The organism is Paraburkholderia sp. BCC1876 (assembly GCF_902833695.1).
Lineage (GTDB): Bacteria > Pseudomonadota > Gammaproteobacteria > Burkholderiales > Burkholderiaceae > Paraburkholderia.
The window spans coordinates 413,044-438,367 of record NZ_CADFGI010000001.1 but is presented as its reverse complement, the minus strand read 5'-3'; the positions used below and the strand labels follow the sequence as shown (position 1 = coordinate 438,367).

General features: G+C 60.8%; 27 protein-coding genes and 4 pseudogenes. 21 read left to right on the top strand and 10 right to left on the bottom strand.

The annotated features are described in order from the left end of the window. Positions 1-15: 15 nt before the first annotated feature. Together HWY05_RS01830 and HWY05_RS01825 are read left to right on the top strand one after the other, a co-directional pair. Positions 16-330 carry a YdhR family protein gene (locus HWY05_RS01830; RefSeq protein ID WP_176057212.1) on the top strand — a complete coding sequence of 105 codons (315 nt, stop codon included), beginning with the start codon at positions 16-18 and terminating at the stop codon, positions 328-330. A gap of 49 nt (positions 331-379) precedes the next feature. Further along, positions 380-1,036, top strand: coding sequence for an HAD family hydrolase (locus tag HWY05_RS01825; RefSeq protein ID WP_176057211.1), 657 nt, complete (start codon positions 380-382; stop codon positions 1,034-1,036). 22 nt (positions 1,037-1,058) lie between these two features. Here the strand turns inward: HWY05_RS01825 and map are convergent, their stop codons facing one another. After that, entirely contained in the window at positions 1,059-1,826 is a 768-nt protein-coding gene (map, locus tag HWY05_RS01820) for a type I methionyl aminopeptidase (protein WP_035557685.1), read from the bottom strand. Then, the gene (locus HWY05_RS01815) at positions 1,823-2,035 is read right to left on the bottom strand and encodes a ParD-like family protein (protein WP_035557682.1); all 213 of its coding nucleotides are present in this window, start codon (positions 2,033-2,035) and stop codon (positions 1,823-1,825) included. The genes map and HWY05_RS01815 overlap by 4 nt, the downstream gene beginning before the upstream one ends. Before the next feature lie 480 nt (positions 2,036-2,515). On the opposite strand from HWY05_RS01815, the gene HWY05_RS01810 reads away from it, so the two are divergent. From HWY05_RS01810 to HWY05_RS01795, 4 genes and pseudogenes are all read left to right on the top strand, one after another. Further along, positions 2,516-3,922 carry a class I SAM-dependent methyltransferase gene (locus HWY05_RS01810; RefSeq protein ID WP_035557679.1) on the top strand — a complete coding sequence of 469 codons (1,407 nt, stop codon included), beginning with the start codon at positions 2,516-2,518 and terminating at the stop codon, positions 3,920-3,922. 1 nt (position 3,923) lies between these two features. Further along, positions 3,924-5,261, top strand: a complete 1,338-nt coding sequence (locus tag HWY05_RS01805; protein ID WP_035557677.1) for an ATP-binding protein — start codon at positions 3,924-3,926, stop codon at positions 5,259-5,261. 7 nt (positions 5,262-5,268) lie between these two features. Further along, positions 5,269-5,879 (top strand): annotated as a pseudogene (locus HWY05_RS01800) (response regulator). Next, positions 5,876-6,886, top strand: coding sequence for a response regulator (locus tag HWY05_RS01795; protein ID WP_176057210.1), 1,011 nt, complete (start codon positions 5,876-5,878; stop codon positions 6,884-6,886). Before HWY05_RS01800 ends, HWY05_RS01795 begins: the two are co-directional and overlap by 4 nt. Before the next feature lie 261 nt (positions 6,887-7,147). Here HWY05_RS01795 and HWY05_RS01790 read toward each other — a convergent pair whose 3' ends face one another. Next, positions 7,148-7,579, bottom strand: a complete 432-nt coding sequence (locus HWY05_RS01790; protein WP_176057209.1) for a helix-turn-helix domain-containing protein — start codon at positions 7,577-7,579, stop codon at positions 7,148-7,150. Positions 7,580-7,652: 73 nt separating this feature from the next. On the opposite strand from HWY05_RS01790, the gene HWY05_RS01785 reads away from it, so the two are divergent. Next, a complete protein-coding gene (locus HWY05_RS01785; RefSeq protein ID WP_176057208.1) occupies positions 7,653-8,543 on the top strand; it encodes a class I SAM-dependent methyltransferase in 891 nt (296 codons plus the stop codon). A 30-nt stretch (positions 8,544-8,573) separates the two neighbouring features. Here the strand turns inward: HWY05_RS01785 and HWY05_RS01780 are convergent, their stop codons facing one another. Continuing rightward, the gene (locus HWY05_RS01780; protein WP_176057207.1) at positions 8,574-9,239 is read right to left on the bottom strand and encodes a glutathione S-transferase family protein; all 666 of its coding nucleotides are present in this window, start codon (positions 9,237-9,239) and stop codon (positions 8,574-8,576) included. A 249-nt stretch (positions 9,240-9,488) separates the two neighbouring features. Here HWY05_RS01780 and HWY05_RS01775 point away from each other — a divergent pair, with 249 nt between their 5' ends. Continuing rightward, positions 9,489-9,899: a hypothetical protein gene (locus tag HWY05_RS01775; RefSeq protein ID WP_156126834.1), complete on the top strand. Its 411-nt coding sequence runs from the start codon at positions 9,489-9,491 to the stop codon at positions 9,897-9,899. Between the two features lie 32 nt (positions 9,900-9,931). Here HWY05_RS01775 and HWY05_RS01770 read toward each other — a convergent pair whose 3' ends face one another. After that, complete coding sequence (locus HWY05_RS01770; protein ID WP_176057206.1) at positions 9,932-10,771, bottom strand: oxidoreductase; 840 nt, start codon at positions 10,769-10,771, stop codon at positions 9,932-9,934. Positions 10,772-10,935: 164 nt separating this feature from the next. Here HWY05_RS01770 and HWY05_RS01765 point away from each other — a divergent pair, with 164 nt between their 5' ends. Continuing rightward, positions 10,936-11,847: an AraC family transcriptional regulator gene (locus HWY05_RS01765; protein WP_208459078.1), complete on the top strand. Its 912-nt coding sequence runs from the start codon at positions 10,936-10,938 to the stop codon at positions 11,845-11,847. 46 nt (positions 11,848-11,893) lie between these two features. Here HWY05_RS01765 and leuB read toward each other — a convergent pair whose 3' ends face one another. Next, the gene (gene leuB, locus HWY05_RS01760) at positions 11,894-12,973 is read right to left on the bottom strand and encodes a 3-isopropylmalate dehydrogenase (protein WP_176057765.1); all 1,080 of its coding nucleotides are present in this window, start codon (positions 12,971-12,973) and stop codon (positions 11,894-11,896) included. Between the two features lie 262 nt (positions 12,974-13,235). Here leuB and HWY05_RS01755 point away from each other — a divergent pair, with 262 nt between their 5' ends. Next, the gene (locus HWY05_RS01755; protein ID WP_035557654.1) at positions 13,236-14,618 is read left to right on the top strand and encodes a hypothetical protein; all 1,383 of its coding nucleotides are present in this window, start codon (positions 13,236-13,238) and stop codon (positions 14,616-14,618) included. A 32-nt stretch (positions 14,619-14,650) separates the two neighbouring features. Continuing rightward, entirely contained in the window at positions 14,651-15,385 is a 735-nt protein-coding gene (locus HWY05_RS01750; RefSeq protein ID WP_176057204.1) for a transporter substrate-binding domain-containing protein, read from the top strand. Between the two features lie 132 nt (positions 15,386-15,517). Here HWY05_RS01750 and HWY05_RS01745 read toward each other — a convergent pair whose 3' ends face one another. Continuing rightward, complete coding sequence (locus HWY05_RS01745) at positions 15,518-16,183, bottom strand: GNAT family N-acetyltransferase (RefSeq protein ID WP_176057203.1); 666 nt, start codon at positions 16,181-16,183, stop codon at positions 15,518-15,520. On the opposite strand from HWY05_RS01745, the pseudogene HWY05_RS38700 reads away from it, so the two are divergent. Further along, a pseudogene (locus HWY05_RS38700) lies at positions 16,102-16,308 on the top strand (hypothetical protein); the annotation flags it as partial. The gene HWY05_RS01745 and the pseudogene HWY05_RS38700 overlap by 82 nt on opposite strands. A 185-nt stretch (positions 16,309-16,493) precedes the next feature. Beyond that, positions 16,494-16,592, top strand: a pseudogene (locus HWY05_RS38135) (bifunctional methylenetetrahydrofolate dehydrogenase/methenyltetrahydrofolate cyclohydrolase); the annotation flags it as partial. Positions 16,593-16,623: 31 nt separating this feature from the next. Here the strand turns inward: HWY05_RS38135 and HWY05_RS01735 are convergent. Beyond that, complete coding sequence (locus HWY05_RS01735; RefSeq protein ID WP_035557648.1) at positions 16,624-17,220, bottom strand: TetR/AcrR family transcriptional regulator; 597 nt, start codon at positions 17,218-17,220, stop codon at positions 16,624-16,626. Between the two features lie 101 nt (positions 17,221-17,321). Here HWY05_RS01735 and HWY05_RS01730 point away from each other — a divergent pair, with 101 nt between their 5' ends. The 3 genes from HWY05_RS01730 (at position 17,322) to HWY05_RS01720 (ending at position 19,792) form a co-directional block, all read left to right on the top strand. Next, positions 17,322-18,341: an alpha/beta hydrolase gene (locus tag HWY05_RS01730; RefSeq protein WP_208459069.1), complete on the top strand. Its 1,020-nt coding sequence runs from the start codon at positions 17,322-17,324 to the stop codon at positions 18,339-18,341. A 32-nt stretch (positions 18,342-18,373) separates the two neighbouring features. Beyond that, entirely contained in the window at positions 18,374-19,249 is an 876-nt protein-coding gene (locus tag HWY05_RS01725) for an NAD(P)-dependent oxidoreductase (RefSeq protein WP_176057202.1), read from the top strand. Between the two features lie 231 nt (positions 19,250-19,480). Next, positions 19,481-19,792 carry a hypothetical protein gene (locus HWY05_RS01720; RefSeq protein WP_197070253.1) on the top strand — a complete coding sequence of 104 codons (312 nt, stop codon included), beginning with the start codon at positions 19,481-19,483 and terminating at the stop codon, positions 19,790-19,792. Positions 19,793-19,891: 99 nt separating this feature from the next. On the opposite strand, the gene HWY05_RS01715 is transcribed toward HWY05_RS01720, so the two are convergent. Next, entirely contained in the window at positions 19,892-20,170 is a 279-nt protein-coding gene (locus HWY05_RS01715; RefSeq protein ID WP_176057201.1) for a hypothetical protein, read from the bottom strand. 180 nt (positions 20,171-20,350) lie between these two features. On the opposite strand from HWY05_RS01715, the gene HWY05_RS01710 reads away from it, so the two are divergent. Beyond that, positions 20,351-20,695: a hypothetical protein gene (locus tag HWY05_RS01710; protein WP_051980833.1), complete on the top strand. Its 345-nt coding sequence runs from the start codon at positions 20,351-20,353 to the stop codon at positions 20,693-20,695. Between the two features lie 298 nt (positions 20,696-20,993). Beyond that, positions 20,994-21,491 (top strand): hypothetical protein, encoded by a 498-nt coding sequence (locus tag HWY05_RS01705; RefSeq protein WP_035557644.1) that lies wholly within the window; start codon positions 20,994-20,996, stop codon positions 21,489-21,491. Positions 21,492-21,707: 216 nt separating this feature from the next. On the opposite strand, the gene HWY05_RS01700 is transcribed toward HWY05_RS01705, so the two are convergent. Beyond that, on the bottom strand, positions 21,708-22,544 hold the full coding sequence (locus HWY05_RS01700) for a helix-turn-helix transcriptional regulator (protein WP_035557642.1): 837 nt from the start codon (positions 22,542-22,544) through the stop codon (positions 21,708-21,710). A 194-nt stretch (positions 22,545-22,738) separates the two neighbouring features. Here HWY05_RS01700 and HWY05_RS01695 point away from each other — a divergent pair, with 194 nt between their 5' ends. The 3 genes and pseudogenes from HWY05_RS01695 to HWY05_RS01685 all read left to right on the top strand — a co-directional run. Then, entirely contained in the window at positions 22,739-23,437 is a 699-nt protein-coding gene (locus tag HWY05_RS01695) for a class I SAM-dependent methyltransferase (protein WP_176057200.1), read from the top strand. Between the two features lie 308 nt (positions 23,438-23,745). Then, positions 23,746-24,552, top strand: a complete 807-nt coding sequence (locus tag HWY05_RS01690; protein ID WP_035557639.1) for a DUF4410 domain-containing protein — start codon at positions 23,746-23,748, stop codon at positions 24,550-24,552. Positions 24,553-24,735: 183 nt separating this feature from the next. Then, positions 24,736-25,164 (top strand): annotated as a pseudogene (locus HWY05_RS01685) (DDE-type integrase/transposase/recombinase); the annotation flags it as partial. Between the last annotated feature and the right edge of the window lie 160 nt (positions 25,165-25,324).

The following is a 25,324-nucleotide window of genomic DNA, read 5'->3' as shown; positions in this document are numbered from 1 at the left end:
GGAAGGAGCGTTTCGATGATCACCGTCATTACGTCGTTCAGGTTGTCAGAGCCGATCACACGCGAAGAGGCACGAAGTCTTTTCCTGAGTAAGGCCGCGAGATATAGAGGCGTGCCCGGCCTTGTGCGTAAGTACTATGTTCTGTCGGAAGATGGAAGCGCCGCCGGTGGCGTCTATCTCTGGCGCTCGCGCGCCGAAGCGGAGAAGATGTACACCGAGCACTGGAAAGTACTAGCGCAGGAGACATTCGGCGCGGCTCCTTCGGTCACGTACTTTGAGAGCCCTGTCGTGGTTGATAACGTGATGGACCAGATTCTCTCTGACGAATAGGTCGCGGATTAAAGCGCGGCTATCTGAACCTCAAACCGGGAGCCTCTTAATGGCAGTTGGACATGTCGAAGCCATCCTGTTCGATTTCGATCTCACGCTGGCCGACTCGTCCAGCGGGATCGTGGAATGTACACGGTACGCGTTACGAGCAATGGGATTCGCGGAAGTCGGGAGCGGGCTGATCCACTCCGTTATTGGTCTGCCGTTACAGGCAATGTTCCGCACGTTGACGGGAAACGGAGAGGCAGAACGCGCCGATGAATTCGCGCGTCTGTTCGTCGAGCAGGCCGATGAAGTGATGGTGTCATCGACTCGAATCTATCCGGAAGTTCCCGATCTATTTGAACGGCTGCGCGCCGAGGGCATCGGTGTGGCAATCGTGTCGAGTAAGTTTCGCTACCGCATCGAAGCGATTCTGGATGTCGCCCGCTTGCGCCCGTTGGTGGACGTGATTGTTGGCGCGGAGGACGTGCAGCGTCACAAACCCCACCCCGATGCGCTTGTGCTGGCATTGACGCAATTGCGCGTGGCAGCCGCTTCGGCGGTGTACGTGGGCGACCATCCTGTCGATGCCGACGCGGCGCGGGCTGCCGGCGTGAGCTTTATTGGCGTGGTGAGCGGCACGATGTCGGGCGAGCGTTGGTCCGCGAGAGGCGAGCGGTGCGTGGCGGAACATATTGGAGAACTGGTTCAGTTAGTACGCTGATATCAAGGTACGGACTGCGCCCTCAGTTCAGCGTCTTTTCCTCGGGACGCAACGTCAGGACGCGCACACCGTTCTGAGTCACGGCGACGGTGTGCTCGAATTGCGCCGACAGTTGCCCGTCGCACGTGACGACCGTCCAGCCATCTTCTTCGGTTCGAACGGTATGCCGTCCCTGGTTAAGCATGGGTTCGATGGTGAACACCATGCCTTCGCGCAACAACAAACCCGTCCGCGGCTGTCCCCAATGCAGTACTTGCGGCTCCTCGTGCATCTCACGCCCGATGCCGTGTCCGCAATATTCCCTCACGACCGTATAGCCGTTTCGCCGCGCGTGGCGCTCGATTGCGTGCCCGATATCGCCCAGTCTTGCACCCGGACGAACGGCTTTGATTCCGTTCCACATCGCTTCGTAAGTCACTTGCACGAGTCGCTTGGCGAGTGGTGAAACCTCGCCGACAAGATAGGTTTTGCTCGAGTCGGCGATATAGCCGTTCTTCTCTAACGTGATGTCGAAATTAACGATATCGCCGCTTTGCAATACCTCCGTCGAGGAGGGAACGCCGTGGCAAACCACGCTGTTGCGCGAGGAATTCAGTGCGTAGGCATAGTCGTATTGCCCTTTGCTTGCAGGGCGCGCGTTCAGGTCATTCACGATCAGGCTGTCGACGAGATCATTGATCTGCATGGTCGACATGCCGATCAAATTCAACTGGTCTAGGTGCCCAAACACTTCCGCCAGCAACTTGCCTGACTCCGCCATCAAGGCGATTTCTTCCGGCCGCCTGGTCATGCGGCAGCCATCCTGGCGGTTGGCTCGACGACGCCCGCCGCGCGCAATTCTCTCGCAACGATCTCGTTGAAACTTTGCGTCGGATTCATTTCGCATAACATGCCGATCCTGATCCAGAACGCTGCCTGCGCGTTGATCGATCGACACGACACTGTGCTCGCCTTGCGCATCTGATCGTGCAGATCGTCGTCAATGTTCACGATACCCATCATCTTCCCCGATATATGAAACGTATACGGATCATATATTCAACGCGAGCGCGAGTGCAAGTGATCTTTGTCGCCTGATCGGCGTGCGCGGGCTATTGAATCTCGTTGCGCGAGTAAGACGACAGCATTCTTTTTTATCAGTAGAATGCTGCAGACGCAAAAGTCAGTGCTGTTCCGAAACGGGCCGTCAGGCCCACCAGGCTAACGAGTCTCGTTGAACCGCGATGCCATTTGTGCACGTGCAGTTGCGAGGTAACGCGGATAAGTCAAATGCATATTTTGTCTGGCCGATGCAGTTCGGGAGGAAGCGGTGTGTTGCCCGGAAAAAGCGGGCTGCCGTGGCGGCAACTGAAAGACCGATGGCGACGCTTCGTCACCTGAACCGAGGAACCATCGACGCTGAACCGGGCCACCTACTGGCTTGGGTATGGCACCAGATTTCAAACCAACTTCTTGTGGTACTTACCTGGCCGCCATACTGTGTATTCCAAAACGCAAATCGATCCGGTAGTGAGCTTCCTCAACTCGCAAGGTGAGCAGGTGCGAGGCACGATCATCAATCTCCAGCGGAAGTCCCTGGTGATGGAGGTCTATAACCCGTACTCGATCGTTCAGGTCAGTGAGGTGCTGAACGATCTGTCGGTCAAGATGGGCGTTGAACTCGCCTATTCGGGCAAGGCGGTCGTGATCAGTATGGTCAATACCGGCCTGACCGCGATTGTCTCGGTCACGCTGATCGCCGAGTGGCGCGAACTGAGCGGCAACACGCTGGAAGCGCGCACGGTGGGGGAAGAAGCCCGCCGGTTCGTGCAGGGCTGGGCCGAGCGTTTCCAGATTCGACCCGAGTACCAGATCGCGGTCAACCATATCCGTGCGTTTCTTTCGGACATGTCGCGCTGGGTCGAACAGGCGGATCTGGCGGACACCATGCCGAAAGAAGGCAAAAGCCTGCGCGAGGACTACTTCCTCGAACTCGCCTCTCCGCTAATGGAAAAGACCAAGTCCTACTTCGACGAATTCGAAGGCGAGGCGCGCCTGGTCGACGAAGAACTGGCGCCGGCCCACCGTGCCTTTGCGCAGGCCGCGCTACATCCGCTGCTGCTGCGCTCGCCCTTCGTGTTCCGCACTTTCACGAAGCCGTTGGGCTATGCCGGTGACTACCAGATGGTCAACCAGATGCTCGACGATCCGCGCCAGGGCCCGAGCACGTATTTCCAGATCGTCAACGCGGCCTTCCTGCAGACGGCCGTGGCACGCGCGCACCGCAATCGCGTCGAACTGCTGGTGGACTACCTGACCCGCCTCGCCAATGAAGCGCGCGCCGCGGGGCGGCCGTTCAAGGTGCTGAACGTGGGCTGCGGTCCGGCTCAGGAGATTCAGCGCTTCATCCATGAATACGACGAACCGGAATGGCTGACGTTCGAGCTGCTCGACTTCAGTCAGGAGACACTGGACTGGACGCGCGAGCGCCTCGGCTCCATCGCGCAGAAAATGGGCAAGCGCATGACCATCAGCTTTACGCATGATTCGGTTCATCATCTGCTCAAGCGCCGCATGGATGCGGACGCACCGGATGTCCGGGAGTTCGACGCGGTCTATTGCGCCGGCCTGTTCGACTATCTGTCGGACAAGGTCTGTGCGCGGCTGAACCAGCATTTCGCCAGCCGCACCCGGCGCGGCGGCCACCTGCTGGTCACCAACGTTCACGCCGACAACCCGGAGCGCTTCAGCATGGAGCACGTGCTGGAGTGGTATCTGATCTACCGCAACGAGGCACAGATGGCCGAAATCATGCCGGAGGACTGCGGCCAGCCGCGTCTGTACACGGACGTAACCGGCGTGAATGTGTTCGCCGAGGTGCTCGTCGGCCAGCAACAAGTGGCCTGAGATGACAACGTCCCTGGTTGAGTTGCATTCGAACTATCGTGAAGAGTTGCGCGACTACCGCTTGCTATGCAGCAAGGCCGGCGGTCTGACCGTGATCCTGCTGGTGCTGATGGGCGTGGCGCTGGACTATGTCGTGTATCCGTCGGAGCAGAAGTACTTTGCGATGGTTCGGGTACTGACCAGCGTCGCCATTGGTGTGGCCTTGCTCTCGCTTTACACGAAGATGGGCCGGCGCCACGTGCAGGTGATCACGTTCTTCTGGCTGCTGCTGCCGCAGGCCATGATCTCGTGGATGATTTATTTCACGCAGGGCGAGGAGTCGCTGTTCTATGCCGGGCTCAGCCTGACGATCTTCGCGGTGGGGATTCTGTTTCCTTCCGGCTACTGGCAGACGCTCGCGTTCGGCCTGGCCACAGTCTGCCTCTATTACATCGCCTGCACGGCGCATCCGGGCGGCATACTCAACCCAAGCAAGTTTCAGTTCCAGCTCATCCTGATCTTCTTCTGCGCGTTGGCCAGCTCCATTTACACCTACTTCAACGAGAAGGGCCGCTTCCAGCTTTTCCGACTAAAGGATGAGGTGGCGCACAAGAACGAGCAACTCGCCCGCACCAATGAAAGTCTCGCGAAGATCAAGGGCCAGTTGTTGCAGCAGGAGAAGATGGCGGCAATCGGTACGTTGTCCGCGGGGCTGCTCCACGAGGTCAACAACCCGGTCAACTTCTGTCTGATGGCGATCGAAGTCGCGATGGAAGAACCGCAGGTCAAAGACAGCCCGTCGCTGCAGGAATGCCTGACGGATGCCCGGCAGGGCATGCACCGCATCCAGCATATCGTGTCGGACCTGAAGACCTTTGCGTACCGCAAGCCCGGAGCGACGGCCGACGACGTGCCGTTCCTGTTCGAGAAGGCGCTCGATTCGTCGATCCGGCTGAGCGCGCATGAGTTGCGCGGCGTGACGATTACGCGCGAGCTGCCCCTCGACACCCTGGTGCTGGGCGACGAAGCCGCAGTGATCGGCGTGCTCATCAACCTGTTCTCGAATGCCGCGCTGGCCATGCACAAGGCCGGCACCGTATCGCCGCAGGTTCATGTCGAGGCGCAATGGCAAGACGAGCGGTTGCACCTGAAGGTGCGCGACAACGGCCCGGGGATCGCCGCGGAGAATCTGGCGCGGGTGTTCGAGCCATTCTTCACGACCCGCGAAGTCGGCCAGGGCCTCGGCCTTGGTCTGTCCATCAGCTATGCGGTGGTGGAGCGGCACGGCGGCACACTGTTTGCGGAAAGCGAGTTGGGCAAGTGGACGGCGTTCAACTTCGATCTGCCGCGTGCCGAGTGATGCCGACATGACCGAGACCCAGCAAGCACGGCAGATTGTCGTCTATGCCGATGACGAGGAATTGGCTCGCAAGTACTTCGCGCGCGCGGCCGGCAGCGACTATGAGGTGCTGCTCGCGAGCGACGCGGACGAAGCCCTTTCGATCCTGAGCCGCGAAGGGGCACGGGTGGCGATCCTCGTGACCGACTTTCGCATGCCGGGCCGGCACGGCGGCGACCTGTTGCGACAGGTGTCGCAGGCGTATCCGCATATCGTGCGGATCCTTGTGACAGCCTACGCGGACAAGGATGCGCTACTGGAAGCGGACAATGCTGGCGAGGTGTTTCGAGTCCTGGAGAAGCCGCTAGGCCTGAGTACGGTCCGCGAGCTGCTGGCAGCAGCGACAGCGGCTTCGGCGTTGCGCCCGAAGTGATATCGCGCCTGCGGGTCGACCCCGTTATCACGAACGCCGGCGTTAGCGGTACAGGCATCGGCATAGGCATCCACATGATTTTCTGCAACCGCGTTATGCAGTCCTTTGGCGGGAGTATCAGGATCGCATCCGCGTCCAGCGCCGGCACGACCGTGACGCTGGCATTCCAAAATTTCAAGGATCGAATCCACAGGAGTTACCAATGAGCAATACGATTGCCAACCAGACACCGCCCCCGGCGATTCTGTTCGTTGATGACGAAGCCACCGCGGTCAAATACTTCGAGCGCGCCATCGGCGCGATCGCGCCGGTCGTGACGGGCGCCTCCGTGGAGGACGGCAAGGCCATGCTGGACGCCCACGCCGACAGCCTGGCCGTGCTGGTGTCCGACCAGCGCATGCCGGGCGAACACGGCAACGAACTGCTGCGCTATGCGCGCGAGCGCTATCCGCACATCGTGCGGATTCTGACGACGGCCTATTCGGAGCTGGACCAGACCGTCGAGGCCGTGAATCAGGGGCAAATCCATCGCTATATCAAGAAGCCGTGGGACATCACGGCGCTGCGTATGGAGATGAAGCAGGCGCTGGAGCTGGCGGGGCTGCGCAAGGAGCGCGACCAGCTCGTGCGCGAGAAGCTGAGCGTGCTGCAGACGCAGACCCTGGCCACCCGCATCGGCATCGTGCACACGCTGTGCGCCAGCCTGATCGGTCCGGGCCGCTTCCAGCCGATGGAAACCTACCTGGCCGGCACCGAACTGGCCGGTACGCGCAATGCAGAGCCGGACTGGCAGCGTATGGACTACGCCGACCTGGTGCGTGCCGAGAGCGAGTGCGGCGGCAGCTTCGGCCACGCGGTCAGCCTGCGCCTGACGGAGCTGCGTACGCAGCATGCGGGGCGCAGCGCGGCGGATGCGTTGCAGGTGTTCGCTGAAGTCCTCGGCGCCACGGTACGCGGCGGTGGCGATGCGCTGATCTGGACTTCGCCGACCACGCTGAACGAGTTCCTCACGCGGCCGGTGGGGCAGGTCGTATCGGCCGAGCACGCGGCGTGGCTGGCTGGTCTGCTGTGGCTGGAAGAGGCTGGTGGCGCGTTGCAGTTTGTGCGTGAGGGTGACGCGATTGTCTGCCGTGCCGGCACACGCAATGCCAGTTTTGCGGCCGACCGTTTGGCAGTCTGGATCGAGCGGTTTCTGGAGCCGACGTTCGGGTAGTTGGCGAGACGAGCGCGCTCAAAAAGCGCGCAACGACGGATGAAGACGGGTTCCAGCTGGGTTCAGCGTTCTGCTGGCGATGGCAATATCGGTGGTTCTGTCGCTCGCGATTTCGACTCGCTGGGCCTGGATTGGACAGGCCGATACCTTGACAGACATCAGGGGGCATCCGTCGTACTCGATAACGATCTCGTCTTCAAAGGGCCGTTTGCAGCGGGGGAAAGACCGCTGCCGCGCCGTCTGCGAATAGCCCGCAGAGCGCTACGTTTGCCGAGGGGCTTTCCTGGTTCGCGCGCCCGTAGCCCCGGACGCCACAGCACGAAGTATCCGGCGAAACCTGGGGCACTCCATGTGGCTCGGCGCAGGGCACGCAGCGGCGTGTCGTAGTCCGTCGCGCATGATGCTCAGTGTGCGGATCGTCTGGTCCAGTTCCTCGGCTTTGGCCGCGAGCATCTGACGATCGATGCTCGGCGCTCTCTCCGGTGCGAACATTGCCGCGATGTCGTCGAGCGAGAAGCTCGCGGCGCGTCCCAGCGCGATCAATGCGAGCCGGTCCAGCACGCCGGGATCGAAGAGACGGCGCAATCCTCTGCGACCGTTCGATGTAATCAGCCCCTTTTCCTCATAGAACCGCAACGTCGACGCGGGAACGCCGGAGCGCTGCACCACCTCGCCGATATCTAGCCTGATCATCGCTTGACCTCAAGTCGACTTGAACTTGCATAGTTTAGCTTCCGCTCCCCGCGACAAGCCAAGGACAACGATCATGGGCAACACACAGCACACCGGCCACGCACAGACGGCGCTTTGGAATGGTCGTTCCGGGCGCGCATGGATCGCCGCGCAGGCGGTACTCGATCAAATGTTCCAGCCGTTCGAAGACCTGCTTGTCGACATGATGGGCGTCGGCGCCGAGCTTCGGGTGCTCGACGTCGGCTGCGGCACGGGCAGTACGACGCTGGCGGCGGCACGACGGCTTGGCATGAAAGGCCATTGCATCGGGGTCGATGTTTCGGCGCCGATGATCGCCGTTGCCCAGGAGCGTGCCAAACGGACGAACTCGACGGCGAGTTTCATTTGTGCCGATGCGCAGACCCATGCTTTCGAGCCGGCAAGTTTCGACAGGATACTGTCGCGCTTCGGCGTCATGTTTTTCGACGACCCGGTGTCGGCCTTCGCGAATCTGGCACGCGCGGCAAGAGACGGCGCCGAATTGCATTGCATCGCCTGGCGCAGTGCGGCGGACAATCCGTTCATGACAACCGCCGAGCGCGCTGCCGCGTCTCTGTTGCCTGACTTGCCCGCCCGCCGACCCGACGCGGCGGGCCAGTTCTCTTTCGCGGATCGGCAGCGGATTGCCTCACTCCTCGAAGCGAGCGGCTGGGTGGGCGTAGATATCCAGCCGATCGATATAGCCTGCACACTGCCCGAGCGGGAATTGGTCGGCTACTTCGGTCGGCTCGGCCCTCTCGGCATGATGCTTCAGGGAGAGATGGATGAGCGGACGCGCACGCAGGTCATCGAGTCTGTTCGCACGGCTTTTGAGCCCTATGTACACGGTGCTGAAGTTCGCTACACCGCTGCCTGCTGGATGATCAGCGCGCGAGCCTCGTCTGTGTCAGCGGGTCGAAGCGGGCAGGGAACGTCCAAGCAATGAGCGAGCCGATGAGCGGAAAGCTGATCGTCATCAACCGGTGGACGACTGGCTTGTGAACACCGCCAATTGAGCCGCGAAAGCGCGCTTGTACGCGGGCCGCGCCTCGCCGCGAGCGACATAGGCGGTAAGGTTCGGATAAGCGTCCAGCAGACCCGATGCTCTCAACCTGAGCAACACCGACACCATCATGAGGTCTCCCGCGCTGAATGCGCCATCGAGCCAATCGGCGTTGCCAAGGCGCTCGGAAAGCTCGCCAAGCCGGCCACGGATGCGATCCTCGACCATGGGCAGGCGCTCCTTGTACCAGGGCTTGTCGCGCTCCTGGAACCTGATGGTCTGGAGATCGAGGATCGGCGGCTCGACTGTGTTGAGCGCGGCGAATAGCCATGTGATGGCGCGTGGTCTGGCATGCGCATCGTCAGGTAGCAGGCCCGCGTGGCACTCCGCGATATGCAGCACGATCGCCCCCGACTCGAACAGAACAAGCGCGCCTTCCTCATAGGTCGGGATCTGTCCGAAAGGATGCAGCGCCCGATGCGCGGGTTCCTTCATCGCACTGAACGAAACCAGACGAACCTCGTAAGCCTGGCCCGCTTCTTCAAGCGCCCAGCGAACACGCATGTCACGCCCCAGCCCTCTGCCGCGATCGGGCGACCGTTCAAAGACGGTGATAACGGGAAGCAGTGGAGGGGACATGGTGGTTTCTCCTTCATTGAACGTTTCGTTGTGTGCCGGACATACAACCCGGCGCATACCTGTTCGACGTTCGAGACCGGGTTAGATCGACATCGCAGAACGACTTCTTTGTTCAATATCGGCTTCATTTCACATTAGACTGCTGAATTGCAGGCGTTAGTGAAACTCGATGAAAGTCGAAGACCAAAGCGGGAAGGACTTGTGATCAGCCAACTTATCAAACGCGACGGGAGGCGATGGCTCTTCGCGGTGCTCGCAACCCTGTCGTTCGCGACGTGCGCCCATGCGCAAAGCAGCGACGCCGGCCCAATCGCGACAGCCTCAGGCGAACTGCAATTCGTGCGCAATGACCGGGACGTCGTCGTCATGCTCGACCAGAAAACGTTCGATCGTTTCGACGCGAACACGCTCGCCCATTTCGACGCTACCGGCAACGCAAACGACACGGTCACCCGCATGCTCGTGCAAACCGATGCCGGTCCGGTGCTGTACGATTTTCGACGCCGTCCGCCGCTCGTGCAGCGCTCGGGCCGGCGCATGACGGTTAAGCGCGTGTTCTGGCAAGGCGACGAAGTCGTTATGCAAGGATCGCAAGGCTGGTTCCGGTTCGTGGGCGGCGAGTTGACGAAGCTTCAGTCGTCGTCGACGACGTATCACTGATCGCCCTGGCGTTACGTGCCCTTTGATCCGCGTCAGCTTGACCCATCCGTCGAGCGGGTAACCCCTTCCCACGCATCAAATTCCGCGCCAAGCAACGAGAGCTTTTCCCGAACCAGGCCAAGCGCATCACTGCCCAGCAGAAGATGCGCTGGCGGCGCATCGCTTTCGATAACGGACAACATGGCGCGCGCGGCTTTCACGGGATCTCCGAGTTGCTTGCCGCTTTTCTCTTCGCGTCCTTTTCTGATCGGGTCGAACAGCGCATCGTAGTCGGGAATCGAACGCGGTGTTCGAACCATCGAACGACCCGCCCACGCCGTGCGAAAAGAACCCGGCGCTACTGCGGTCACACGAATGCCGAACGGCTTGACTTCTTTGCCGAGGACTTCGGAGATGCCCTCCAAGGCGAATTTGCTGCCGCAGTAGTAGGCGATGCCCGGCATGGTGATAAAGCCGCCCATCGATGTGATGTTGAGAATATGTCCGCGTTTGCGTTCGCGCATGTACGGCAACACGCTCTTCATGACGGCGACGGCGCCGAACACGTTCACGTCGAACTGGCGACGCATGTCGTCAAGCGACGACTCTTCCATCACGCCCTCGTGCCCGTAACCGGCGTTGTTCACCAGCACGTCCAGCGGACCCACGTTTGCCTCGATTTCGCTGACGACCTCTTCGATGGAATCGAAGTCGGTAACGTCGAGCACCCGACCGAATGCGTTCGCCGGGTCGAGCGATTCGAAGCTTTGTTTCGCCTGCTCGCTTCGTACCGTACCGACGACTCGATAGCCCGCGGCGAGCGCTTCTTCGGCCAATGCGCGGCCGAAGCCGCTACTGACGCCCGTGATAAAGATGGTTCTATTCGATGACATGGCAACACTCCAGGGCTGGGTTGAGAGTTGCATGTTATTCTGGGTTTTCCCTGGAAATCAGCCCGGATTCTCTGCCTTTATTGCCTATTTCTATGAGCCAAGCGATTAGCAAGGAAAGCGTCAAACGAGCGGTTTCCGCTGCGGGCGCACATGAACAGCGCCGCATGGTGGCGTTGCTGACCGCGCTGGCTCCGCAGGAAGGCTACAACCTGACCGCGTTGCGCGATGTGCGTATTCTGCGTTCGGACCGGGCGCTATCTCGCACGCCGGTGCTCTACGATCCCGGCATCGTGATCGTGTGTCAGGGTAGAAAGCGGGGATATCTGGGCGACCAGGTCTATGTGTATGACGAGCAGCACTATCTCGCCGTGGCGGTCCCGGTTCCCTTCACCATGGAGACCGACGCAACGCCCGAGTCTCCGTTGCTGGCTCTCTACCTGCATCTGGATTTTCAGGTGGCGGCCGAGCTCATGATTCAGATCGACCGCCATGGTTTGCCGCCGTCGGGCGAGGTGCCGCAGCCCATGATGTCGAGCCCGATGGATGCGGCCATGCGAGCCTCTGTACTGCGTTTTCTGGAGGCAATGAGCCAGCCGCCCGACGCGGCCATCCTTGGGCCGGCACTGATGCGTGAATTGTATTTCCGGGTTCTCACCGGCGCACAAGGCAGCGCAATGCGTACGGCTTTTTCGATGCAAGGGCAATTCGGCAAGATCGGCCGGGCGCTGGAACGTATCCACGCGACCTATGCCGAGCCGCTCGATCTGCCTAGCCTGGCAAGCCAGGCCGGGATGAGCGTCGCGACGTTTCACAGCCACTTTAAAACCGTCACGTCGACCTCGCCGATGCAGTACGTGAAGTCCACCCGCTTACATCAGGCCCGTTTGCTCATGGTGCGCCAGGATATGACCGCGGAGGCGGCATGTCATGCAGTCGGCTATACCAGCGCCTCTCAATTCAATCGCGAGTTCAAGCGACTCTTTGGCCGAACGCCTGCCGCGGAGACGAAACATCTTCGCCAGAGCTTTGCGCTGCCTCCCGCTTTTCCAGAGGCAAAGTTTGTTTCGTCGCATTGAGATGCCGCGTGCAATGCTGTTCGATAGCGCGACGACATTAGTCGGTTCAAGCGCTTCTCGCGATAGCTGCCACGACTGCATCGCCCATCTCGCTCGTGCCGACCCGCTGTGTGCCTTCGGAATAGATATCGGCCGTACGTAATCCCGATGCAAGCACGTCCCTGACTGCGGATTCAATGCGGTTGGCGGCGGCGTTCTGTTTCAGCGAGAAGCGCAACATCATGGCGGCGGAGAGGATCGTCGCCAACGGATTCGCGATGCCCTTGCCCGCGATATCCGGCGCGCTGCCGTGGCTGGGTTCGTAGAGACCCCGGTGACTTGCACTCAGGCTGGCCGACGGCAACATGCCGATGGAGCCCGTGAGCATGGCGGCTTCGTCGCTGAGAATATCGCCGAACAGATTGCCGGTAACGATCACGTCGAAATTTTTGGGCGCCTTGACCAGTTGCATTGCCGCATTGTCGATGTACATGTGATCCAGTTCCACATCGGGGTAGTGTTTGCCGACCTCGGTCATGATGTCCCGCCAGAACTGGGAGGTTTCCAGCACGTTGGCCTTGTCGACGCTGGTGACGCGTCCGGCGCGCTGTCGGGCGGACTGGAAGGCGACGTGCGCAATGCGCTCGACTTCGGGGCGCGAGTAGCGCATGGTGTCGAAGCCTTCCTCCGTGCCGGGGAAATGGCCGTCCATCACGGTGCGGCGTCCACGAGGTTGCCCGAAATAGACGTCGCCGGTCGCGTCGCGAATGATCAGTATGTCGAGACCGGAGATCAGATCCGGCTTGAGGCTTGAAGCGTCCGCCAGTTGCTCGAAGCAGATCGCGGGCCGGAGATTGGCGAACAGCCCCAGGTGCTTGCGCAGTCCGAGGATCGCCTGCTCGGGGCGTAGCGGGCGATCCAACTGGTCGTATCGCCAGTCGCCCACCGCGCCGAACAGCACGGCGTCGGCCTCTTTGGCCAGCTTCAGTGTGGTTTGCGGCAAAGGATGGCCGTGCGCCGCGTAGGCGACGCCGCCAACCAGGGCGAATTCGGTTTCGAAGTTCAGCTCCAGGGCATGCAGCACCTTGATGGCTTCAGCGACGATTTCAGTGCCGATGCCGTCGCCCGGCAAGACCGCGATTTTCATGGGAGATTTTCTCTGTTCGTGGTCCCTGCCTGTCGACGCGGACCTGTCTGGATGGGTTACGCATTGTTGATCCCCTATCAAGCCGGGACAAGGCAACGATCGATCCTGGTATAAGGAGTGCCTTGATAGACGCGATCGCAATCAAGTTCTTCCACTGCATGCCGTTAACGTCGGCTAAGGAAAAAACTCACCACGACTCACTGACAAGACGGTCGCAAAACGGCTTCATCTGTTTCCGCAGCCAGATCTGCTCTGAAAAAAAATGACAACCACCATAAGAATGCTCGGCGCGCTGTTGATGTTTTCAACGGCGGCGGCCTATGGCCTTGATATGTCCGGCGCGCCGCCCGAACCGGCGTCGTCGATATCGGACTCGTCACCGCAGCACGCGGCGACAGCGGGCGGAACCACGCTGAGCGTGGCGCAATATCGCGGCAATCTGCTCGCGGCCGGTATCGATCCGGACTCCGGGCAGGGGAAGGTGTTGATGCGCTGGCTTGCGAAATTCTCCAGCGATCCCGCATGGAAGGCTGCTTTGGCGCAGCGGGCTGGCGACCCGCAGAAATTCTGGTCGGCGCCTCTCTCGGCGGACGATCGGCTGCGAATGCTGCAGTTGCTCAAAGACATGGCCATGGACTCGCAGAAAGACTGTCACCTGCCGTCGATGGCTGGCTCTGACTTCATCGGCTTCGCAAAGACGGCGTCGCCTCGCGTTATCGAGGACTTAATGGAGATTCTGGAAATCTCGATCAATAGCGGAAAATCGCAGCATCCGCAGGATCAGTACAGCGTGACGGATCTTCTCGACGCGGATGCACAGTTGAATGCGACGCCGCCCGTCGCGCCGGGAACGCATGGCTATCCACCGGGCGCATGCGGCATCCTCGCATTCTCGGTCGACGCAATCACCGGTTTACCTGAGCCCGTGCGGCAGCGTGCGTCGTTCGAATTTATCCGCATGATGAGCGGTCAAAAGGCGGCATTCGAGACCGTGCTCGATAACCCGTCGGCCTATCTCGACGACGCGTTCGACGAGCGTCAATTGCCCGAGACGCTTCGCCGTCACTTGCCTGCCGACGGTAGCCATCCGTTGCCGTATTCGCGTTTGACCTTCGAAGCCGACTGGGTGAACGAGAAGACGCCCGCCGACAATGTGGCGTTCAAAAACGTCTTTATCAATCGGCGCAATAACGGTGTGATTGCCGATGTCGCCAATGCAGACAGGTGGTCGGCTTTTACGTTGAGCTACGGTATCGCTGTCTTGCGCACGCAAGTCGTGGTGAAAGGCACCGATTTGACTCAACGGAGCACGATCGAGGACGAGGCCGCGATTCCCGCGGCCGACCGCGAGCTCGTGCCCGGGCAAAGCCTTGAACTCGCCGTGCCGCAACCCTCCCGGAAGGGCGTGAAGTCGAGGCGCTGCGAGATTGGTCAGGCGGTGCCCGCGTCGACGATCTTCCCGTCGCTGACGGGCACGGCTATCGGTCTGCAGTGCACGGACACCGTGACGCGCGGCAAGAATGAGAGTTGGCATTCCGTGTGGTTGACCGATTACAACATCGCCTGGACCCAGTCCATTGACGACGAAGACGGGCGAACCGAGGTCGTGATTCGAAACGTCACGATCGAGCGTGCGCCGCAGTGAGGCAAATGGGTTCCAGCTAAGCGAGGCATATTGTGAAAGTCACCATTGCGTACCTGCAGGAACCGCCATTCGGTTGGACGGGCTCGGACGGGACGGCGACGGGCGCCGATCTCGATCTGGCCGATGCGGTTCTTCGCGCGATCGGCGTGACCCGGATCGAGCATTGCCTGACGACTTTCAGCGAGTTGTTGCCCGGCGTCGAGGCCGGTCGCTGGGATATGAATGTGCCGCTATTCGTCACGCCCGAACGGGCCGCCAAGGTCGCATTCAGCCTGCCGGTGTGGGCGATTGGCGATGGTTTTCTGGTGCGGGCGGGAAATCCAAAAGTACTCGATAGCTACGCATCGGTCGCGAAACGTGCAGATGCGCGCCTCGGCATCATCGCCGGACAGGTCCAGCATGACGCGGCGAAAGCGGCGGGTGTGCCTGCGGATCAGATCGTCATCTTCGAGCAGCAGGCCGACGCGATCGAAGCGGTTTGTTCCGGCGGAATCGATGCGTACGCAAGTACTGCGCTGGGCAATCGGATACTCGCGCAGCAGATTGGAAACGCTGTCGAGGCGGTCGATCACGCAACTGAAAGTGAAGGGCAACAGCGGCCTCCGGTCGGTGCGTTCTCTTTTAACAAGAGCAACGGTGAACTGATTCGCGCGGTGAATGCGCAACTCTGTCTATATCTTGGCTCGTCTGAGCATCGCGCGCGGATGGCGAGATTTGGACTCACCGCGAAAGAGATCGATCCTGCAATCGGGCATCGGTCTCTATGAAGCCGTCACGCGCGCCACTTGCCGCAAGGCCATTCCACAAGCGGTCTATATCTGCTCATGCTACGATCGTGCCGCCTTATTGAAAGAACGAAAGCAGGTTTCGACTTCTTCCGCAGTCAACCGCAATAACCTCTACTCGAACACTGCACGCAGTGGCCTGGCTTCCCGCCGCAAAACTAGCATCGACCTGCCGCGGTAGGTAACCTCATCCTTTATTTCATACGCGAGCTTTTTCGCCACGGCTAGCGACGCGGGATTGTCAGGGGCAATGAGGCACACCGTTTCCTTGCAGGGAGAATCTGCCTCCAGCCACTCTAGCGCCGCTGTCGCCGCCTCGGTGGCATAACCGCGTCCCTGTGAGTCTTTCGCAAACATCCAGCCGATTTCGTGCGCGTTGTCGAAGTCGGCGGTTAGCGCGCGCTTGAAGCGAAAGAACCCCACCTCGCCGACAAATTCTCCGCTGTGCTTTTTCCGGACAATCCAATGACCGAACCCAAGCAGCGCCCAGTGCCCCACGATCCGATGTAACCGCGCCCAAACCTCTTCCTCGGTGAGTGGCGCGTCGATGACTTGAGCGACGACCTGTCTGTCCGACCACATCGAATGCAAGGCTTCGAAATCGTCGAGCGTGGGTGGAAGCAGAAGCAGGCGGTCGGTTTCGAGCGATACCGTGCGATACGACGTGTTGCTGTGGTGGGCTGAAGTCATTTCGACGAATGTTGTTGCGGCTCGATAATTTAACTGTTCAAAATGCTGGATGGGATGGTGAGCGATGCCCGTTCCCGATGCGTCATACAAGGGGAAAACGCATGAGCATACTTCTCGACGGTAAAGCAGTAGCGGCCTTGCGCGAGCGGGAACTATCCGAACACGCTACGGCCATCAAGACAAGAAATGGCGGCCAGACACCCATACTGGCCACGATCCTGGTAGGAGATGATCCTTCGTCGGCGACTTACGTCAGCATGAAGGGCAAAGCCCGCCGGCATCATGCGCTTGCTGGCCTATTACAAAATCGACGTATCCGGCAAGCGGGCGGTGGTCGTAGGGCGCAGCGCCATTCTCGGAAAGCCGATGGCCCGATGGTCTGATGGGTCGATGCGCGGCAGTAACGCCGGTTCCAGGCGGTGTGGGGCCGATGACCATGTCAACGCTTATCGCCCAAACCGTCAGCGCCGCCGAACGTGCGTGTGCGGCCATCGATTGAATACATATCGCGAGCCGAACTTCCGACGCATTCAACGAAGCATCACCTCAACGCTCTCCGCCGCGGCGCGCGACACCTTGACGAGCCGTGCTTCCCCCATGCCTTCGCGCGCACTCGCGGACAGCCCCGACATGACGGTCGATATGAAGTCCGTGACGACATCGGCGGCTTCGGGATGGGTTTCGGCGATAAACGCGCGAACCTGTGCGCGCCGGCCTTCCGCGGTGCGGCGCGCCATCAGCGCGCTTTCGCTGTCGGCGCCGCGCGCCGCTTCGAGTACCAGACAACCCAGCCGCTCCGGGTCGCGTGCATACGTTCGAGCCGCACGCTCGAGCAAATCAGCGAGTGCCTCGCCCGTTGGCCGCCCGGCCTCCAGCACATCCGCTAGCGCGATTTCGGTGCGCGCATAGCGTTCCAGGACGCGCTCGAAGAACACCGCCTTGCTCTCGAACGCCATGTAAAAGCTGGACGGTGTGATGCCGAGTTCACTGGTCAGCGCGCTCAGTCCGACGCCGTCGTAGCCGGACGCGTGGAACAGTCGTTGAGCGACGGCCAATGCCGCTTCGGGGTCGAAGGCGCGAGGGCGGCCGCGGCCTCGCTTCGCGGTTGTCTTTAAAGTAGTGGTCACTACACAAATTCCTTGCATCGTCGTTTTGTGAAATATATAGTGATCGCTCCAATAATTCAACGAGCACGTACGTGCCGTTTCGGTCTGAGCAGGAGATGCCGATGACTCAAACATTTGCCCCGTGGACGACCGTGCCCTCACGCACGATCAGGCGCGGTCACTTCTGGATTCCCGGCGAGCGCGTGGCGATCGGCAACCGGACGGTTCAGCGCGGACCGATGTACGTGGAATGGGAAGCGCCGGAGCAGGTCACGCGTCAGTGGCCGGTCGTGCTGATGCATGGTGGTGGTTTTCAGGGCACGGAATGGTTCGATACGCCGGACGGCCGTCCCGGCTGGGCGCAGCGTCTGGTTGAAGCGGGCTATGCGGTGCTGGTGGTCGACCGGCCCGGGCATGGACGCTCGCCGTATCACGTCGACACCTTGGGGACGATGGGGCCGCCGTTTTCGTACGAAGGAGGGCGGCAGATCTACTTTCCCGGCGACGATCCGCGGCATACGCAATGGCCGTTTGCCGCAGACGACGCGTCTGCGATGGACGAGTTCATCGCGGGATACGGGCCGCTGCCGGCCGACCTCGAAGCCTCCGAGACCATGGACGCGGATCGCACCGCGGCGCTGCTCGACCGCATCGGACCCGCGATCCTGATTACGCATTCCGCGTCGGGTCCAGACGGCTGGCTCGTCGCCGACCGTCGTCCCCATCTCGTCAAGGCGATTGCCGCGATCGAGCCGATGGGGCCGCCTTTCGCCCAGATTCCCAACATCGGTTCTATGCGCTGGGGGCCCACCGCTGCGCTGTTGCGTTTCGAGCCGTCGGCAGCGAACCCTGACGACGTGCGCAACGCAGCGCCCGGCACGTACGCATTGCCCGCGCTAAGCGCTTTGCCGATTCTGATCGTGACAGCGGAGGCATCCGAATTCGCCGCGGCCAGCCCGCCGACGGCCGCGTTTCTCAACGCGTGCGGCGCGTCGGCCGAGTTGATGGATCTCGCCGATCACGACGTGCGCGGCAACGGACACGGCCTGATCTACGAAAAGAACTCCGACGCCGCGCTCGCGCCGGTGCTCGAATGGCTCATATTGAAGACGGAAGCCGCGCATGAGGAAGCCGTGCGCTGATGTTGTATCCCCAGTCGAAAAGGAGAACGCAGATGGATATCGGCATGATTGGTCTCGGCGCAATGGGCCGGGCGATGGCGCGAAATCTCGTGCAAGCGGGTCACACAGTGAAGGCATGGAACCGTTCAGGCGGTTCGGTTGAAGGCGTGACGATGGTCGCGTCACCCATCGATGCGTTCCAGAGCGACGCCGTGCTCACGATGCTGCCTGAGGACAGTGTGATCCGCGCGACGCTGCTCGATCCCGGCGTGCTGAAGCATGCAAAGCCCGGGCTGGTGCATGTCGTTTCGTCGACGATTTCCGTGGCCTTCGCACGCGAACTCGTTGCGCTGCACGAAGCCGCGGGGATCGACTATGTGTCGGCGCCGGTCCTCGGGCGTCCGGATGTCGCGGAGAAGGGCGAGCTCAACGTGCTGGCCGGCGGCGCGCCGCACGCGCTGACGAAGGTCGGACCGTTGCTCGATGCAATCAGCAAACGTGTCTGGGACATGGGCGCTCACGCGCCGGCCGCGAATGCCGCAAAGATCGCCTGCAACATGATGATCACGATGGCGATCGAGGCGATGGCGGAAGCCGTGGTGCTGACCGAAGCCAATGGGCTTGCTCGCGAACCGTTCTTCGAACTGATCCTGAACACGCTGTTCGGCAGCCGTTCGTATCAGGTCTATTCGGCGAGTATTGTCGCCGGTCAATTTGAGCCTGGCTTCAAGGCGTCGCTTGGATTGAAGGATCTGCGTATCGCGTCCGAAGCAGCCGAACAGGCCGGCCGGTCTTTGCCAATGCTCGCGGCTGTGTATGGGCAGATGGCCGCGACTGTGGAAGCAGGTATGGGGGACAGGGATTGGTCGGCAATGGCGGCATTGACGATTGACCCGAATGGGCAACGGAGCAAGAGGTCAATGGCGTAGATTCAGGGCTTGGAGCATGGGGACTCCAATCAAAAGAATAGCAATGCATCCTGCGACGCCCCACAAAAAAAGCCTATGCAGCCTGGAAGGCGGGAGAATGCCCGGATTCTGTCGCATGATGCTATTGATGAGCATCGACCTCAGGCACATGTCGGGCAGAAGCGGCCGTTCGACATCGCCGCTTAGATTGCCGACAATGCCATTTATCTCTTTCGTGGATGAGAGGCAAGCGTGAATCGATTACGACGTGAAGAGCCGCTCCCTGAGCAAATGCAGGGCCATTGGATAGCCGCAGATGATCCGTTTTCAGAGCTGGTTGTGGATGGAGGCGAGATCATTTGTTTCGGGACGGTCGTGGACTATGACTACAAAGTTATTGTCGAGAGGGACGGGGCTCTGACTGTGAGCCTTCACGCCGACGATGACTCTAATCTGGACGACTTCCAACGAGCAAATATCACGGGACTCGTCGCGACACCCGATGGGAAGTTCCTGGCTTATAACGTGAAATTCGGGCTGCAATTTGTGCGTCCCGGCGCTTGATTGCGCCCGCGCCGGTCACCTCGGGCCAGGTCCAGCCACTTGCGGACTTCGGGCATCTCGTCGAAGATTGTCAGCAACCAGGTTGCCCACACCCGATATTCAATGCATTGTCCTTATTGCGCCGCAAAACTCGTAGACACCGCCGCGGGAGAGTTCCGATGCCTGTCGACGGGCGCCCTGTTTAGCCGTTCTATTCGAGCGCAGTTTGAGACGGCTGCGTTGGAAGGGGTTCTCCCTTCCCGTAAAGCCTTTCAGTTCAGGCTTGGACGATGGTTTTGTCCCTGCTGCGGTAAGCAAACCGAGAACAACGTTTGTACCCATTGCGGCTTCATAATCACTGCCGGTCTGGTTCGAGAACTGGTCGAACTGAATCCGCATATGGGCGTTCCTGATACGGATTGACCAGCCGTTTTGTAGAGCGCTGACGGACCGTTCCGGGGCGACAAAGAAAGTTCGCGCAAAGGTTGGGTAGGCGACTAACGGGTGAAAGGAGTTTTTCTCCCTGCGACTTCTACCGTCGGCACGTACTATCGGACGTGTTTTTGATTGGGATAAAAGATGGCCGAAAATTATCGACTCAGGCTCATGTTCGAGTGGGGCGGTGGCTGTATTTGGGTGGGAGACGACACAACTCGTCGCCAATACGGAGTAGGTCCGATTGAAGACTCGCTGCCGTTAGCCGATGAGACGCGAAGAAAGCTTGCAGAGATAACTGTGTGGCATGACCTATCCCTCAACTGGGAATATCCGCCAGACCCCGGGCCATGGGATGCGCACGAGTACGAGCGCTTCGAAGCGGCGGCGTTCGCGATGCGTGATCATCTTCAATCGGAGTTGGGAGACCGCTTTTCCATCGTCTACGAGCGATTGGGATTTTATGAGGGCCGCCTCGAAAGCGAGTAGCCCGAGTTGCCAGTGACGGAGCGTCTCGTCTCGCTGCGTGCTGACGACGCGCACAGTACGCGCGCCTATTTCCCCCGACCCGACACGCCTCCTCATCCGAAAACCCGTAGTTCCAGTTCGCTCCCGTGGCGCTAGCTTCGCACCTCTCAACGACGAAATCGTCGGCCGCACTCAAGATCGACTAACGCCCCGTATGGTCGGCTTCGCTCTGCCATAAGCAAGCGATAGCGCCAAGGGCGTCCAGGCACTGCGGGAACATCCTTCCCGCACCTACGTCAACCGATTCAAGGAGGTCAGCATGCCATTGGACGGAGTCTCTAGCAGAACCCCGGTTCAAAACACGTCCGCGCCGCAGCAATCCAGCGCCAAGCCAAAGGAAAATGTCGGCACCGCGTCGAGCGACAGTTCGGCGCACCCGCAGTTGGGCGCCTTGCAGCGACCGCCGCACAGTGTGGGTCAGGTGCAGGACATGGCCAAGAAAGTGTTTAGCTTCACGACCGGGGTTTCTCCGAAGGTCGTGAACGAGTCGGGTGGCGCGCAAGGGCAGGCACTACGCAAGCTGCCGGCCACGGCCGAGAATATGGCGAAGCTCTCGGCATTCGAACATGCGGCCGCCAATGGGCCCGGCGCCGCCACGTCGGCCGACAAAATTGCAGCGGCGGCAGGGTTCGCGCGTAACGGCGCTGCCCATACGGCGGCCAGCACGGCGGCGCTCGGCGCAGGCGGGTTGCGCGGGGCGCATGCGGCAGGTTATCTCCCTGACCACATTGAAAATATTTCGTCGAACTTCTCCTGACGGGCTCGGCGATACCCGACGGGTCGATCCGCGTGGCATGCGGGTCGATCCGTCATCGAAGGCATAGCCGTCCAGGCAGAGACCACCGCAACGGGGTCACCCTGCGTCACACGCAGTTGTCCCTATCGGGCCGCGTCAACATTGCGGCGGCAGGAGCGAGCATGGACCGACCCAGGCGCAGCACCAAGCGCGGCACTCAACACGAAGCGATCTCCATCAAGCCCGCTCCGACATATAACGCGCGGGCGGAGAGCCGAGCTTTTTGCGGAACATCGACACAAAGCTGCTTGCGCTCTCGTAGCCCAGATCGTCAGCGACCTGCTGCACCGATGCCCCCGCGCCCAGCCATTGCACGGCCAGCATGAGATGAAGTTGCTGTCGCCAGCGCCCGAAACTCATGCCCGTCTGACTGGTGAGCGCACGAGCCAGGGTGCGCTCGCTCATGCCGACTCGCCGCGCCCATATCTCTATCGTGCTGCGATCGGCGGGATTGGCCGTGATCATCTCGACGATCCTGCGCAATCGCGTATCGGTTGGCATCGGCAGATGAAGGTTGCCGATCGGCGCTGCCGCGATTTCATCCAGCAGCAGCGTGACGAGATGCGATTCAATGCCACCGTCCACATACATGGTGGGCAGGCTGGCGGAACGGATGAGCAGTTCGCGCAGCAACGGCGTCGCGGAAAGGGCGCAGCACGCGGACGGCAAGTTTGACGCGACGCCTGGATCGATGAAGGCGACGTAGCACTCGAGCCTGCCGGCGGCGACGAACTTATGCACGACGCCGCCCGGCACCCAGATCGCGCTCTGCGGCGGAACGATCCATAAGCTGCCTTCCACCTCGCACGTGAGCACTCCGTGCATCGCAAGCATCAGTTCGCCCTTGCGATGATGATGCGCGCCCATTTCCTTCCGTTCCCGATACAGGGCGGCCGCCTTTTCATCGAGCGTTTTCATGTCGAAACCGGTCGCGCCAACCGTCACCACGGGACGGGGCACATCGTCGGGATCCAGCCATTCCGAGGGATCTGACAACTGGCTGAGAACCGGCATGGCGTGGCCCGATGGACGCGCTGCGCGTCAGTAGGTTGATTGGCAAGAACTCCACATATTTTGGCCAAGTTTCCTGATGCTGCCAAGAGCAAGGTTATTTAGCATGCCCATGGGCACTGACCGATCGGCTGAGCGGGACGGTCCCAACCGCATCCGCCGAAAAATTTCCGAACCTCTTCAGAGCACTCGACACCATGAATTCATTGAGCACCGGGCGCGTCGCCCAGACCTTGCAGCGTATGTTCGCGGAAGCGGAGCAAGCCGATGGCGCGCTGATGGCAGCCTTCAGCGAGAGCGACCAGCCGGAGCAGTTGTTGGCCGACTCGATCGCCGAACATTTCGCCGAAGAGCGCCGGGATCTGCGCGGCTTCTATCACGGCTACGTGAACAACTTCCTGAACGTGACGCCGGCCTACGGGCAATTCCTCTACCAATGCGCGCGCGCAAGCAAGGCAACGCGGATCGTCGAGTTCGGGACGTCGATGGGGGTGTCCACCGTCTATCTGGCGGCAGCACTGCGCGACATGGGCGGTGGACACCTGATCGGTAGTGAGCTGGAACCTGGCAAAGCGGCGCGCGCGGGTGCCAACCTTGAAGCCGCGGGCCTTGCCGATCTGGTCGACATCCGCGTAGGGGATGCGCGCGAGACGCTCGCCGAGGTGCCGGGTGAAATCGACCTGGTTCTGCTCGACGGTGCGTTCAGCCTGTATCTGCCCATCTTGAAGTTGCTCGAACCGCGCTTAAGAAGCGGCGCACTGATCCTCGCGGAAAACGCGTTCGATTATGGGAACGCCTACCTTGAGTATGTCCGCGATCCTGCGAACGGCTATCTCTCGCAACCCATTCCGATCGCCCCGGGTCGGGGCAACGAACTCAGCCTCGTGACGCGATGAGGCGGCGCGCGGTTGCCGCGATATCGCGAAGTGGACTACGTGTCGGAAGGGAGAATTTGAAAGCGCACGCATGGCAACGACCTCGGTTCAGGAGATGAAGTCTTTCGCCAGCCGCCCGGGTTCGGTCGCGCCCGATCGGCGTCGTTTCGCGACACATCGTGTCGCTTCGTCGCAAACGGATGGCCGCTAAAGAGGGGAGCCGCGAAGATCGGTTTCACACCAGCTAACTGGCTTGTCTCCACGACTCACCAAAGAGTTGTCGGGGCTCGCGAGGCCGTCCGGCGAGCCGGTTCCCCAAAGGACGAAAGATGAAACCGACGCTCATCGCAGCTACGCTTGTGGCGGTCATGCAAATTCAGGTAGCGCACGCCCAGAGCAGCGTTGGCAACTTCTGGAGTGGGCGCGCAAAGGTGCAGTCGGTCGAGCAGGATGGCAAAGGGCAAATCGTTCCGAAGCCTGACCGGGTCGCCATTCACGACTTCGCGGTTCGCGCCGATGCCGTCTCGCTCGATCAGTCTATCGCCGGCCGTTTGCGCAGGAACCGGCTGGTGAAACATGGGAAAGATGCGGACTCGACACCCGACGTGCTGGCTCAGCACGTTCAAGCCGTATTCGGCAAGGCGCTGGCCGATCAACTCGCTACCGACCACATTGCGGCAGCAACGACCGGCAATGCCGACGCTGAACGCAGAGGGACGAGCCTCGTGGTAGACGGCGAATTTACAGCGATAGACGAGGGCAGCAAGAGCGAGCGGGTGATGATCGGCCTGGGCAGCGGCGCCAGCGATCTCAAGGCCCACGTGACGGTGTCGTCGGTGACGGCGGGACACGCGACAGTCATGCTGGCGTTTGATCTCGACTCGACGAGCGGGAAAAAGCCCGGCGCGATCTCGTCCCTCGGCACCGGTTCGCTGGCGGTAGGCGCGGCCGAGAAAGCGGTGGGAGACAGGAAGTCGACGGTGGACGCCGACGCCGCCCACATGGCGAAACTGGTCGCGAAGCAAATCGAAAGCTTGATGGGAGAGCAACCGGCGTCTGCTGGCCCACTCGCGCAAGCGAATGCACTCGCCCCGGTCGGACGCTCTGCAAGCCTTGTCTCCGCCAATCATCTCTAACGGTTCGCAACGGTCTGTCCCGTTGTCCCCGGCCCGCTATCCCATCCGCCACCCAGCGCCTTGAACGTTGCGATGGCTGAACGCGCGCTCGCCGACTGCGCCAGGATGCGTGCTTCCTGAATATGTTGAAGTTGCGCATCCGCCTCGACCACATCGAGCTGGCTGTTTCTGCCGTTGCGATAGCCGGCCGATGTCGATTCGCGGGCCTGCGCCAGCGGTGCTTCGCCATCCTTCAGAATCCGCTGCTGCTGGTCGTACTTCGCAAGTGCGGCAAACGCGTTCGCGCGACGGATTGTCGGTTGGCGCGTCAGTTCGTCGATGACTACAGACTTCGTTCTGGATGCACTTGAACAGGCACTTTATGCGCGGCGCCCAGGCGGCGATGGAACGTTGATACATCACTCCGACAGAGGCTCGCAATACGTTAGCATTCGCTATAGCGAGCGACTGGCCGAAGCAGGCATAGAGCCCTCGGTTGGTAGCCGTGGCGACAGTTACGATAACGCACTGGCCGAGACAATCAACGGCTTGTACAAGGCCGAACTGATTCATCGCCGCACCTGGAAAACACGGGAGTCCGTCGAGTTGGCAACGCTGGAATGGATGGCCTGGTGCTCCATGGGCGTTGCTTTGGCGGGAACTGCATTTCGTTCGAAAGATGCCGACAAGCCTGTTGACGAACTCGTGTCCGCGCTTTTCGAGCGCCCGTGTCGCGAAATGAAACCGGCAGGAGTTCGACATTCGCCGTCCCTCGGAAGTGAGGGTTCAGTTC

Bases quoted from the DNA above. Each gene is read 5' to 3' on its own strand.
- HWY05_RS01830 (WP_176057212.1), top strand. From the start codon at position 16: ATGATCACCGTCATTACGTCGTTCAGGTTGTCAGAGCCGATCACACGC.
- HWY05_RS01825 (WP_176057211.1), top strand. From the start codon at position 380: ATGGCAGTTGGACATGTCGAAGCCATCCTGTTCGATTTCGATCTCACG.
- map (WP_035557685.1), bottom strand. From the start codon at position 1,826: ATGACCAGGCGGCCGGAAGAAATCGCCTTGATGGCGGAGTCAGGCAAG.
- HWY05_RS01815 (WP_035557682.1), bottom strand. From the start codon at position 2,035: ATGGGTATCGTGAACATTGACGACGATCTGCACGATCAGATGCGCAAG.
- HWY05_RS01805 (WP_035557677.1), top strand. From the start codon at position 3,924: ATGACAACGTCCCTGGTTGAGTTGCATTCGAACTATCGTGAAGAGTTG.
- HWY05_RS01795 (WP_176057210.1), top strand. From the start codon at position 5,876: ATGAGCAATACGATTGCCAACCAGACACCGCCCCCGGCGATTCTGTTC.
- HWY05_RS01790 (WP_176057209.1), bottom strand. From the start codon at position 7,579: ATGATCAGGCTAGATATCGGCGAGGTGGTGCAGCGCTCCGGCGTTCCC.
- HWY05_RS01785 (WP_176057208.1), top strand. From the start codon at position 7,653: ATGGGCAACACACAGCACACCGGCCACGCACAGACGGCGCTTTGGAAT.
- HWY05_RS01780 (WP_176057207.1), bottom strand. From the start codon at position 9,239: ATGTCCCCTCCACTGCTTCCCGTTATCACCGTCTTTGAACGGTCGCCC.
- HWY05_RS01770 (WP_176057206.1), bottom strand. From the start codon at position 10,771: ATGTCATCGAATAGAACCATCTTTATCACGGGCGTCAGTAGCGGCTTC.
- HWY05_RS01765 (WP_208459078.1), top strand. From the start codon at position 10,936: ATGGTGGCGTTGCTGACCGCGCTGGCTCCGCAGGAAGGCTACAACCTG.
- leuB (WP_176057765.1), bottom strand. From the start codon at position 12,973: ATGAAAATCGCGGTCTTGCCGGGCGACGGCATCGGCACTGAAATCGTC.
- HWY05_RS01755 (WP_035557654.1), top strand. From the start codon at position 13,236: ATGACAACCACCATAAGAATGCTCGGCGCGCTGTTGATGTTTTCAACG.
- HWY05_RS01730 (WP_208459069.1), top strand. From the start codon at position 17,322: ATGACTCAAACATTTGCCCCGTGGACGACCGTGCCCTCACGCACGATC.
- HWY05_RS01725 (WP_176057202.1), top strand. From the start codon at position 18,374: ATGGATATCGGCATGATTGGTCTCGGCGCAATGGGCCGGGCGATGGCG.
- HWY05_RS01715 (WP_176057201.1), bottom strand. From the start codon at position 20,170: ATGCGGATTCAGTTCGACCAGTTCTCGAACCAGACCGGCAGTGATTAT.
- HWY05_RS01710 (WP_051980833.1), top strand. From the start codon at position 20,351: ATGGCCGAAAATTATCGACTCAGGCTCATGTTCGAGTGGGGCGGTGGC.
- HWY05_RS01705 (WP_035557644.1), top strand. From the start codon at position 20,994: ATGCCATTGGACGGAGTCTCTAGCAGAACCCCGGTTCAAAACACGTCC.
- HWY05_RS01700 (WP_035557642.1), bottom strand. From the start codon at position 22,544: ATGCCGGTTCTCAGCCAGTTGTCAGATCCCTCGGAATGGCTGGATCCC.
- HWY05_RS01695 (WP_176057200.1), top strand. From the start codon at position 22,739: ATGAATTCATTGAGCACCGGGCGCGTCGCCCAGACCTTGCAGCGTATG.
- HWY05_RS01690 (WP_035557639.1), top strand. From the start codon at position 23,746: ATGAAACCGACGCTCATCGCAGCTACGCTTGTGGCGGTCATGCAAATT.